General features: G+C 68.6%; 6 protein-coding genes. 4 read left to right on the top strand and 2 right to left on the bottom strand.

Annotated features, from left to right (window positions below):
* Positions 1 to 228: 228 nt before the first annotated feature.
* Positions 229 to 1,017 (bottom strand): transporter substrate-binding domain-containing protein, encoded by a 789-nt coding sequence (locus PI86_RS12095; RefSeq protein WP_039322501.1) that lies wholly within the window; start codon positions 1,015 to 1,017, stop codon positions 229 to 231.
* A 149-nt stretch (positions 1,018 to 1,166) separates the two neighbouring features.
* Between PI86_RS12095 and hemE the strand changes: the two genes are divergently transcribed.
* From hemE to PI86_RS12075, 4 genes are all read left to right on the top strand, one after another.
* Positions 1,167 to 2,261, top strand: coding sequence for a uroporphyrinogen decarboxylase (gene hemE, locus PI86_RS12090; protein ID WP_039322498.1), 1,095 nt, complete (start codon positions 1,167 to 1,169; stop codon positions 2,259 to 2,261).
* 448 nt (positions 2,262 to 2,709) lie between these two features.
* Complete coding sequence (locus PI86_RS12085; protein ID WP_039322495.1) at positions 2,710 to 4,971, top strand: primosomal protein N'; 2,262 nt, start codon at positions 2,710 to 2,712, stop codon at positions 4,969 to 4,971.
* A gap of 384 nt (positions 4,972 to 5,355) precedes the next feature.
* Positions 5,356 to 9,288 (top strand): trifunctional transcriptional regulator/proline dehydrogenase/L-glutamate gamma-semialdehyde dehydrogenase, encoded by a 3,933-nt coding sequence (gene putA / locus PI86_RS12080; protein ID WP_039322491.1) that lies wholly within the window; start codon positions 5,356 to 5,358, stop codon positions 9,286 to 9,288.
* Positions 9,289 to 9,372: 84 nt separating this feature from the next.
* On the top strand, positions 9,373 to 10,512 hold the full coding sequence (locus PI86_RS12075) for a branched-chain amino acid ABC transporter substrate-binding protein (RefSeq protein ID WP_014895508.1): 1,140 nt from the start codon (positions 9,373 to 9,375) through the stop codon (positions 10,510 to 10,512).
* A gap of 145 nt (positions 10,513 to 10,657) precedes the next feature.
* On the opposite strand, the gene PI86_RS12070 is transcribed toward PI86_RS12075, so the two are convergent.
* Positions 10,658 to 12,032 (bottom strand): AMP-binding protein (locus PI86_RS12070; protein WP_039322487.1); only part of this gene is annotated, 1,375 nt, incomplete at its 5' end.

Here is a 12,032-nt window from a genome sequence, read left to right as displayed (position 1 = left end):
ATCGCGCGGCAGATCCCGCCCATGACGATTGATTCGTCAGAAAGATTTTGAAACGTGATCGCGGCGCGCGATAGTCGTCCGTTCGGACAATTTTCACGGTTTCGCACGCGCCGCGCGGCGGCCCATGTGTAACGGAGGGGCGCCGGACACCGCCGCCCGCACCGATTTCACCGGCCGTTACCGGGGTCGGTGCGCGCAATGGGTTGCCGTTGCCGCGCGCGATTGCGCTTATTTCAGCCACTTGTCGGAGATCGCCTGGTATTCGCCGGTCGACAGCGCGAGGTGCAGCCACTGGTCGACGTACTGCTGGAACGCGACGTCGCCGCGCGGCACCATGTACGCCTTTTCGCCGAACTGGAACGGCTTGTCCGGATGCACCGAGCACAGGCCCGGGTTCAGCTTTTGCTGCAGCAGCGTCTCGGACGCATCCGTCACCATGACGTCTGCCTTGCCGGCGAGGATCTGCTTGAAGATCGTCACGTTGTCGGGATAGACGCTCAGGTTCGCGTGCGTGAAGAACTGCTTCGCAAAGCGCTCGTTGGTGCCGCCCGGGTTCACGATCACGCGCGTCTCGGGCCGGTCGATCTGCGCGACGGTCTGGTACTTGTCGGCGTCCGCGCAGCGCACGATCGGCGTCTTGCCGTCGACGACGTACGGCTGCGTGAAGAACACGCGCTTCTGGCGCTCGAGCGTGGTCGAGACGCCGCCGACCGCGATATCGCACTTCGCGACGAAGTCGCCGGTGAGGTTCGACCAGCTCGTCTTCACGTAGTCGGCCTTCACGCCGAGCGATTTCGCGAGCGATTCGGCCATGTCGATGTCGATGCCCTCGAAGCGGCCGTCCGTCCGGTAGTACGAATACGGCTTGTAGTCGCCCGTCGTGCATACGCGCAGCGAGCCGCGTGCGAGCACGTCGTCGAGCCGCGAGCCGGCGGCGACGGCGCCCGCGCCGGTCTGCGCGTGCGCGGCGGCGCAGCACAGCATGGCGGCCGCAGCGAGCGTGGCGAATGTCTTCATCGGTCTCCTCCTTCGTTCGGTTTGATATCAGCGTCCGATCATAACGGAGCCATCGCGCGCGTCATATGGCCGCCATCGCAACGGCATACGCAGCCTCGCGGCCCCGCTCCGGTAAAATGCCGCTTTGCCTTCGCATCGTCGCTCCTACCGTGGCCCATACCCTGCTCAACGACACCTTCCTGCGTGCGCTTTTGCGCGAGCCGACCGACTACACGCCGATCTGGCTGATGCGTCAGGCCGGCCGCTACCTGCCCGAATACAACGCGACGCGTGCGCGCGCCGGCAGCTTCCTCGGCCTCGCGAAGAATCCCGACTACGCGACCGAAGTGACGCTGCAGCCGCTCGAGCGCTTCCCGCTCGACGCCGCGATCCTGTTCTCGGACATCCTGACGATTCCCGACGCGATGGGCCTCGGCCTCGACTTCCAGGTCGGCGAAGGGCCGAAGTTCGCGCATCCGGTGCGCACCGAGGCCGACGTCGCGAAACTCGCGGTGCCGGACATCGAGGAGACGCTCGGCTACGTGACCGGCGCCGTGCGCGAGATCCGCCGCGCGCTGACCGACGGCCAGGGCCGCCAGCGCGTGCCGCTGATCGGCTTCTCGGGCAGCCCGTGGACGCTCGCGTGCTACATGGTCGAAGGCGGCGGGTCGGACGATTTCCGCACGGTGAAGTCGATGGCGTATTCGCGCCCCGACCTGATGCACCGGATCCTCGACGTGAACGCGCAAGCCGTGGCCGCATACCTGAACGCGCAGATCGAAGCCGGCGCGCAGGCCGTGATGATCTTCGATACGTGGGGCGGCGCGCTGGCCGACGGCGCATACCAGCGCTTCTCGCTCGACTACATCCGCCGCGTGGTGTCGCAGCTCAAGCGCGAGCACGACGGCGAGCGGGTGCCGGTGATTACCTTCACGAAGGGCGGCGGGCTGTGGCTCGAGGAAATCGCGGCGACCGGCGTCGACGCGGTCGGGCTCGACTGGACGGTCAACCTCGGCACCGCGCGCGAGCGCGTCGCGGGGCGCGTCGCGCTGCAGGGCAACCTCGACCCGACGATCCTGTTTGCGCCGCCGGCCGCGGTGCGCGAGCAGGCGCGCGCCGTACTCGACAGCTACGGCAACCACCCGGGCCACGTATTCAACCTCGGCCACGGCATCTCGCAGTTCACGTCGCCCGACCACGTCGCCGAACTGGTCGACGAAGTGCACACTCACAGCCGCGCGATCCGTAGCGGAGCGGCGGGCTGAACGCAAGCGCTGTCATGCTGCACTGCGGGGTGACAGCGTTTCGCTGTCGGCGCTAAACAGGGCGCAATCCCGCACCTGTTGCCGATTCGTTGCTTGTCAAGACTTGACTTATGCACATTTTCCACGTTGCAGCGCGGTAGAGCCCTGTATCGGTCGAATTGTCTCGCTATGGTGCGGTAATTTGAATAGCAGCCTTATGGGATAAGGCTCCGCGGGGGGCGGCATACGGCAGGTGAAAACAGCGGAAAGCACGGCCCCGGGCGCTTCGCGGCGGTTGAACGGCGAGTTCTCAACAAAGTTATCCACAGGCTGGTCAGGGTATACGGCGATTCCTAATGCGAATCCAAAACTTAGCGCCGAATCTGAAGTTTTACTTTAAGTCCGCCGCCGTCCCGCGGCCGCGGGTGCCAGCCGTCCGCACGGCCCGAGCCGCCGCCGGAGCGCGGTGATGGACGGCACCTACCTGCGGGTCGCGCTCGACCATCCGCTCGCCACCCTGTTCGATTACCGCTGCGACGCCCAGCCGACACCTGAGCCCGGCACGCTCGTGCAGGTGCCGTTCGGCAAGCGGCAGGTCGTCGGGCTCGTCTGCGAAGTGACGACTCACACCGACGTGCCGCCGTCGCGGCTGCGTGCGGTCGACGCGATCTGCACCGAACTGCCGCCGCTGTCGCCGGACTGGCTCGCGCTCGTCTCGTTCGCGGCCGACTACTACCAGCGCGGCCGCGGCGAAGTCGCACTGCCGGCGCTGCCGCAGGCGCTGCGCGACGCGGAGCGCTGGGGGCGGTTGCTGGCGCCCGAGGTGCGCTACCGGCTGACCGAAGCCGGCCGCGCGGCGCTCCCCGACGCACTGCCCGCGCGCGGGGCCGCGCTGCGGCGGCTCGCGCAGGCGCTCGCCGACACCGATTCGCTGACGCTGCCCGACGCGCGCGCGCTGCACCCGAAGGCGGGCGCGACGCTCGACGACTGGGCGGCGCGCGGCTGGGTCGGCGTCGAGGAAATCGGCTGGGCCGATGCGCCTGTGCCCAAAGCTGTGGATAACCTGTCGACAACCAGTGGACGAGCTGTGCCGCCGGCGCTCACCGATCAGCAGGCCGAGGCGCTCGACGCGATCCGCGCCGCGCAGGGCTTCGCACCGTTCCTGCTGCACGGCGTGACGGGCAGCGGCAAGACCGAGGTTTATCTGCATGCGCTCGCGGCGCTGCTCGACGCGCGCGCTGACGCACAAGCGCTCGTGCTCGTTCCCGAAATCAACCTGACGCCGCAGTTCGAGGCCGCGTTTCGCGCGCGCTTCGCGGGCACGCTCGCCGACGATGCGATCGTCACCTTGCACAGCGGGCTCGCCGAGGGCGAGCGCGCGCGCAACTGGCTCGCCGCACACACGGGCCGCGCGCGGATCGTGCTCGGCACGCGGCTCGCCGTGCTCGCATCGCTGCCGACGCTCGCGCTGATCGTCGTCGACGAGGAGCACGAGCCCGCGTACAAGCAGCAGGAAGGGCTGCGCTATTCGGCGCGCGATCTCGCGGTGTGGCGCGCGAAGTATCTCGGCATTCCGGTCGTGCTCGGTTCGGCGACGCCGTCGCTCGAGACCTGGTGGCAGGCCGAGCAGGGCCGCTACACGCGGCTCACGCTGTCGCGCCGCGCGGTGGCCGACGCGACGCTGCCCACCGTGCGGCTGATCGATCTCGAGGAGGAGCGGCGGCGCGGGCGCGCGTCGATGGGCGGGCTGTCGGGGCCGCTCGTCGCGGCGCTGAAGGCGCGGCTCGAGCGCAGCGAACAGAGCCTCGTGTTCCTGAACCGGCGCGGTTATGCGCCGCAGCTCGCCTGCGACGCGTGCGGCTGGGTCGCCGGGTGTCCGCGCTGCAGCGCCTACGTCGTGCTGCACAAACCGGAGCACGCGCTGCGCTGCCATCACTGCGGCTGGGAGGCACGCATTCCGCGGTCATGCCCGGAGTGCGGGAACGTGGATATCGCGCCGCTCGGGCGCGGCACGCAGCGTATCGAGGAAGCGCTCGCCGAGGCCGTGCCGGGCGCGCGCGTACTCCGGATTGACGCGGACAGCACGCGGCGCAAGGGCAGCGCGCAGGCGCTTTTCTCGGACGTGCACGCGGGTGAGGTCGACATCCTGGTCGGTACGCAGATGATCGCCAAGGGGCACGACTTCCAGCGTGTGTCGCTCGTCGGCGTGCTCAATGCCGACACGGCGCTGTTTTCGCACGACTTCCGCGCGAGCGAGCGGCTGTTCGCGCAGCTGATGCAGGTGAGCGGCCGCGCGGGGCGCGCCGGGCTGCCGGGCGAGGTGCTCGTACAGACCCGTTACCCGCGTCACGCGCTCTATCACGCGCTCGGGCGGCAGGACTACGTCGGCTTCGCGAATTCGACGCTCGGCGAGCGCCGCGATGCGCACCTGCCACCGTTCGTCTATCAGGCGCTGCTGCGCGCCGAAGGGCGCACGCTCGACGCGGCGCTCGCGTTCCTGCTGCAGGCCGCGGCCGCATTGCCGGGGCTGCCGGGCGCCGATCGCGTGACCGTGTACGACGCGGTGCCGATGACGATCGTGAAGGTCGCGAACGTCCACCGTGCGCAGCTGCTGCTCGAAAGCGCGTCGCGGGCCGCGCTGCAGCATGCGCTGCGCGCATGGCAGCCGGAGCTGCGCAGGCTGAAGGGCGTGCTGCGCTGGAGCGTCGAAGTCGATCCGCTGGATATCTGAGCCGAGCGGCGCCGCCACGACCGCCGTGCCGTGCGCCGCTACCTGCCGCCCGGACCGCCGGGCGACCTGTCATCCCGTTGTCGGGACCCGTCCCAACCCTGCCTCGCATCGCCCGCCGGCACGCCCAGTGCAACCCGATTTCCTCCTCGGTGCGACGCACCAAAGCTTGCCCGCGCGCGCAAATTCGCCCCGATCAGGGAAAACACCGATCCGTCGACCACGGGCAACCCCTAGGTTGCAACCGTCTAAGTGGCTGATTATATTGAGTAACTCAAGGGTGCAACCAATCTCGTAATTCGGTTGCACCTTTTTATTGCGTGCCGTAGGATTTCGCGCATCCTCTCACACCACATTGCCGGGCTCGCACCGGCGCACGAACCCACCATGGCAAGCACGACTCTCGGCGTCAAAGTCGACGACCTTCTCCGCTCGCGCCTGAAAGACGCGGCCGCGCGTCTCGAGCGCACTCCCCACTGGCTGATCAAGCAGGCGATCTTCGCGTATCTCGAGCGGATCGAGCACGGCCAGCTGCCGCCCGAGCTGTCGGGCAGCAGCGGTGTCACGGAGCTCGCCGACGGCCAGTCGCCGGACGGCGACGACGACAACTCGCCGCATCCGTTCCTCGAGTTCGCGCAGAACGTGCAGCCGCAATCGGTGCTGCGCGCGGCGATCACGGCCGCGTATCGCCGCCCGGAGCCGGAATGCGTGCCGTTCCTGCTGGGCCAGGCGCGCCTGCCGGCGAACCTGCAGGCCGACGTGCAGACGCTCGCGACGGCGCTCGTCGAGGCGCTGCGCGAGAAGAGCTCGGGCGGCGGCGTCGAAGGGCTGATCCACGAGTTCTCGCTGTCGAGCCAGGAAGGCGTCGCGCTGATGTGTCTCGCGGAAGCGCTGCTGCGGATTCCCGATCGCGCGACGCGCGATGCGCTGATTCGCGACAAGATCAGCAAGGGCGACTGGCGTTCGCACGTCGGCCACGCGCCGTCGCTGTTCGTGAACGCGGCGACCTGGGGGCTGATGATCACCGGCAAGCTCGTGACGACCAACAGCGAAGCGGGCCTGTCGTCGGCGCTCACGCGCCTGATCGGCCGCGGCGGCGAGCCGCTGATCCGCAAGGGCGTCGACATGGCGATGCGCCTGATGGGCGAGCAGTTCGTCACCGGCGAAACGATTTCCGAAGCGCTCGCGAACAGCCGTAAATACGAAGCGCGCGGCTTCCGCTACTCGTACGACATGCTCGGCGAAGCGGCGACGACCGAAGAGGACGCGCAGCGCTACTACGCGTCGTACGAGCAGGCGATCCACGCGATCGGCAAGGCGGCCGGCGGCCGCGGCATCTACGAAGGCCCGGGCATCTCGATCAAGCTGTCGGCGCTGCACGCACGCTACTCGCGCTCGCAGCAGGACCGCACGATGAGCGAGCTGCTGCCGCGCGTGCGTTCGCTCGCACTGCTGGCGCGCCGCTACGACATCGGCCTGAACATCGACGCGGAAGAAGCCGACCGTCTCGAACTGTCGCTCGACCTGCTCGAGGCGCTGTGCTTCGATCCGGAGCTCGCGGGCTGGAACGGCATCGGCTTCGTCGTGCAGGGCTACCAGAAGCGCTGCCCGTTCGTGATCGACTACCTGATCGACCTCGCGCGCCGCAGCCGTCACCGCCTGATGATCCGCCTGGTCAAGGGCGCGTACTGGGACACCGAAATCAAGCGTGCGCAGGTCGACGGCCTCGAAGGCTATCCGGTCTATACGCGCAAGATCTACACCGACGTGTCGTATCTCGCGTGCGCGAAGAAGCTGCTCGCGGCACCCGACGCCGTCTACCCGCAGTTCGCGACGCACAACGCGTACACGCTGGCCGCGATCTATCACCTGGCCGGCCAGAACTACTACCCGGGCCAGTATGAGTTCCAGTGCCTGCACGGGATGGGCGAGCCGCTGTACGAGGAAGTCACGGGCCGCGACAAGCTGAACCGTCCGTGCCGCGTGTATGCGCCGGTCGGCACGCACGAAACGCTGCTCGCATACCTCGTGCGCCGCCTGCTGGAGAACGGCGCGAACACGTCGTTCGTGAACCGCATCGCCGACAAGACGGTATCGGTGAAGGAACTGGTCGCCGACCCGGTCGACGAAGCCGCGAAGGTCGTGCCGCTCGGCGCGCCGCACACGAAGATCCCGCTGCCGCGCCACCTGTACGGCGACGAGCGTCCCAACTCGATGGGCCTCGACCTGTCGAACGAACACCGTCTCGCGTCGCTGTCGTCCGCGCTGCTCGCGAGCGCGCATCATCCGTGGCGCGCGGCGCCGCTGCTCGCCGACGATGCGCTTGCCGACGCCCCGGCGCGCGACGTGCGCAACCCGGCCGACCAGCGCGACGTGGTCGGCACGGTCAGCGAAGCGACCGCCGAACACGTGAGCGCGGCGCTGGCGCACGCGGTGGCTGCCGCGCCGATCTGGCAGGCGACGCCGGTCGATGCGCGCGCCGACTGCCTGGTGCGCGCGGCCGACCTGCTCGAAGCGCAGATGCACACGCTGATGGGCCTGATCGTGCGCGAAGCCGGCAAGTCGCTGCCGAACGCGATCGCCGAAATCCGCGAAGCCGTCGACTTCCTGCGCTACTACGCGGCGCAGATCCGCGATGAATTCTCGAACGACACGCACCGTCCGCTCGGGCCCGTGGTCTGTATCAGCCCGTGGAACTTCCCGCTCGCGATCTTCATGGGCCAGGTGGCCGCCGCGCTGGCGGCCGGCAACACGGTGCTCGCGAAGCCGGCCGAACAGACGCCGCTGATCGCCGCCCAGGCCGTGCGCCTGCTGCGCGAGGCCGGCGTGCCGGCCGGCGCGGTGCAGTTGCTGCCGGGCACCGGCGAGACCGTCGGCGCGGCGCTGGTCGCCGATGCGCGCACCCGCGCGGTGATGTTCACCGGCTCGACCGAAGTCGCGCGCCTGATCAACAAGACGCTGTCCGCACGCCTCGACCCGGACGGCAAGCCGATTCCGCTGATCGCCGAAACGGGCGGCCAGAACGCGATGATCGTCGACTCGTCAGCGCTCGCGGAGCAGGTCGTCGCAGACGTGATGCAGTCGTCGTTCGACTCGGCCGGTCAACGGTGTTCGGCGCTGCGCGTTCTGTGTCTGCAGGACGACGTCGCGGACCGCACGCTGACGATGCTGAAGGGCGCGATGCACGAGCTGGCGCTCGGCAATCCGGACCGGCTGTCGACCGACGTCGGCCCGGTGATCGACGGCGAAGCGAAGCAGACGATCGACACGCACGTCGCGACGATGACGGACAAGGGTCACACGGTCACGCAACTGCCGGCGCCCGATGCATGCGCGCACGGTACGTTTGTGCCGCCGACGCTGATCGAGATCGGCAGCATCGACGAGCTGAAGCGTGAGGTGTTCGGCCCCGTGCTGCACGTGGTGCGCTACCGCCGCAGCCAGCTCGACAAGCTGCTCGAGCAGATCCGCGCGACGGGCTACGGCCTGACGCTCGGGATCCACACGCGGATCGACGAGACGATCGCGCACGTGATCTCGAACGCGCACGTCGGCAACATCTACGTGAACCGCAACGTGATCGGCGCGGTGGTCGGCGTGCAGCCGTTCGGCGGCGAAGGGCTGTCGGGCACGGGCCCGAAGGCCGGCGGCGCGCTGTACCTGCAGCGCCTGCTCGCGACGCGTCCGTCGGGCCTGCCGCGTTCGCTCGCGCAGATGCTGATCGCGGACGGCGCAGTCGAAGGCGACGCGCGCGGCAATCCGGCGGCAGTGCTCACCGCGCTGCGCGACTGGCTGATCGAGCAGCGCGAGCCGGCGCTCGCCGCACGCTGCGACGGCTATCTCGCGCAGGTGCCGGCCGGCGCGACCGCAGTGCTGACCGGGCCGACGGGTGAGCGAAACACGTATACACTCGGCCCGCGCGGCACGGTGCTGTGTGTCGCGGCAACGCCGAGCGGGGCCCGCGCGCAGTTTGCGGCGGTGCTGGCGACCGGCAACCGCGCGCTGTTCGCCGGTGCGGCGGGCGAGGCGCTGGTGGCCGCGCTGCCGGCTGCGCTGAAGGCGCATGCGGCTGTGCGCAAGCAGGCGGACGTGCCGTTCGACGCGGTGCTGTTCGAAGGCGACAGCGACGAACTGCAGACGCTCGTGAAGGAAATCGCGCAGCGGCCGGGCCCGATCGTGTCGGTGCAGGGTGTGTCGGCGGGCGCGTTCGAGCACGGCGATGTGGAAGACTACGCGCTCGAGCGGCTGCTGACCGAGCGCTCCGTGAGCGTGAACACGGCGGCGGCGGGCGGCAATGCGAATTTGATGACGATCGGCTGACCATCCTTGCCGTTCGGATCAAACAAAGGAAGCGGCAAGGCGATCCCGAAGCCGCTCCATTTACCCTGGTACCAAGGAGATGCTATGCAACACACGATGAAAAAGCTGGCAGGCGCGACGTTCGTCGCGGTCATGTCGCTGGCGGGGACGGCCCATGCGGATGACGTGAAGATCGGTTACGCAGGGCCGATGACGGGCGCCCAGGCTCACTACGGCAAGGATATGCAGAACGGGATCGCGCTCGCGCTGGAAGACTTCAACGCGACGAACCCGAAGATCGGCGGCAAGCCGGTGAAGTTCGTGCTCGAGACGCAAGACGACCAGGCTGACCCGCGCACCGGCACGACGGTCGCGCAGAAGCTCGTCGACGACGGCATCAAGGGCATGCTCGGCCACTTCAACTCGGGCACGACGATCCCGGCCTCGCGCATCTACGCGAACGCCGGCATTCCGGAAATCGCGATGGCGACGGCGCCGGAATACACGCAGCAGGGTTACAAGACGACCTTCCGCATGATGACGTCCGACACGCAGCAGGGCTCGGTGGCGGGCACGTTCGCGTCGAAGGATCTCGGCATGAAGAAGATCGCGATCGTCGACGACCGCACGGCCTACGGCCAGGGTCTCGCCGACCAGTTCGAGAAGGCCGCGAAGGCCGGCGGCGCGACGATCGTCGACCGTGAATTCACGAACGACAAGGCGGTCGACTTCAAGGCGATCCTGACCAAGCTGAAGGCGGCGAAGCCGGACCTCGTCTACTACGGCGGCGCGGATTCGCAGGCAGCGCCGATGGTCAAGCAGATGAAGACGCTCGGCATGACGGCTCCGCTGATGAGCGGCGAAATGGTGAAGACGCCGACGTTCCTGAAGATCGCGGGCAACGCGGCCGACGGCACGATCGCATCGCTGGCAGGCCTCCCGCTGGAAGAAATGCCGGGCGGCAAGACCTACGCCGACAAGTACAAGAAGCGCTTCGGCGAAGACGTGCAGACCTACTCGCCGTACGCGTACGACGGCGCGATGGCGATGCTCAACGCGATGAAGAAGGCCGATTCGACCGACCCGGCGAAGTACCTGCCGGTGCTCGCGAAGACCGACATGTCCGGCGTCACGTCGTCGCACGTCGCGTACGACGCGAAGGGCGACCTGAAGAACGGCGGCATCACGATGTACAAGGTCGAGAAGGGCGAGTGGAAGCCGCTGAAGAGCATCGGCGGCAAGTAAGCAGCACCTGAGTCGCGGGCGGCGTCGAAGGGCGCCGCCTCGCGCACCATGCGAGAAAGCCACCGGGCCGTCGGGTCCGGTGGCTTTTTCTTTGTCCTTGGCATCGACGCATCGACGCGTCGATCGAACGCGCGCTGCTTGGTTGCTACTCGCGGCGCGTGCGCAGCAGGAACTTCTGAAGCTTGCCGGTCGGTGTGCGCGGCAGCGTTTCCGCAAACACGAATTCGCGCGGGATCTTGTACGCGGCGAGCCGCTCGCCGCAGAACGCGCGCAGCGCATCGGCATCGCGCGCGGTGCCGGCGCGCAGCACGACATGCGCGACGACCGTCTCGCCCCAGTCAGGATGCGGCATGCCGACGACGGCCGCCTCGGCGACGCCCGGATGCGCGCCGAGCACGTCCTCCACTTCCTTCGAATAGACGTTCTCGCCGCCCGTCACGATCATGTCCTTCAGCCGGTCGACAATGAACAGGTAGCCATCCTGATCGATGCGCGCGATGTCGCCGGTGCGGTACCAGCCGCCCGGCGCGAACGCGGCGCGCGTCGCGGCCGTGTCGTCGAGATAGCCGAGCATCATGCTGTCGGCCTTCAGCCAGATCTCGCCGGTGTCGCCCGGTTGGGCGTCGGCACCATCGATCCGCACGACCCGCAGGTCGACGCCGGGGCCGCCCTGGCGGCCGATCGAGCCGGCCTTTGCGATCTGCTCGTCCGGATACAGCGTGGTCCCGGCCGGGCCCGTTTCCGTCATCCCGTACACCTGGAAGAACGCGTTGGTGCGATACGCGCGCGCGAGCCGTTCGGCCTGCGCGGTGCCGATCGGGCCGCCGCCGTACAGCCACGCGCGCACGCTCGACAGGTCGAACGCCGCGAAGCCGTCGATCGTGTCGAGCGGCAGCGTGTACGACACCGGCGCGCCGAAATACAGCGTCACGCGCTCGCGCTCGATGGCCTGCAGGAAGCGCAGCGGATGGTATTCGCGCAGCAGCACGACGGTGCCGCCCGCATACAGCGTGCCGCCGAACCAGTTGTTCAGCGGCGACGAATGCCAGATCGGCATCGCCATCAGCGTGCGTTCGTGGCGGCCGATGCCGGTCGCGAGCGCCGCCGCCATCGCCGCGAACGTCACCGTGCGGTGGCTGTGCACGCAGCCTTTCGGGCGTCCGGTCGTGCCGGACGTGTAGAGGATCTGCGCGACGTCGCCGTCGGCCGGTTCGATGCCCGCGACGCCGTCCATCGCCGCGCGCATCGCGTCGAAGTTCGGCACGCCGGCGGCATGGCCTTCGGTGACGAGCCGCCGCGCCGGATGGATCACGCGCGCCAGCACCGGCGCGAGCACCGCGTCGAACAGGATCACCTTGCTGCGGCTGTGTTCGAGCACATAGTCGACTTCCGGCGCCTGCAGCTTGTGGTTGATCGGCACGAACGCGGCGCCGAGCCGCCACGCGCCGAACATCAGGTCGACGAACGCGGGCGTGTTCAGGCACATCGCGGCGACGCGGTCGCCGGCCGCGACGCCGAGC

This window comes from Burkholderia sp. A9 (assembly GCF_000801975.1).
This window is presented reverse-complemented; position numbering and strand designations above follow the sequence as displayed.

What these genes read in the sequence shown, in the direction of transcription:
- PI86_RS12095 (WP_039322501.1), bottom strand. Translation starts at nt 1,017, where the DNA reads ATGAAGACATTCGCCACGCTCGCTGCGGCCGCCATGCTGTGCTGCGCC.
- PI86_RS12085 (WP_039322495.1), top strand. Translation starts at nt 2,710, where the DNA reads ATGGACGGCACCTACCTGCGGGTCGCGCTCGACCATCCGCTCGCCACC.
- putA (WP_039322491.1), top strand. Translation starts at nt 5,356, where the DNA reads ATGGCAAGCACGACTCTCGGCGTCAAAGTCGACGACCTTCTCCGCTCG.
- PI86_RS12075 (WP_014895508.1), top strand. Translation starts at nt 9,373, where the DNA reads ATGCAACACACGATGAAAAAGCTGGCAGGCGCGACGTTCGTCGCGGTC.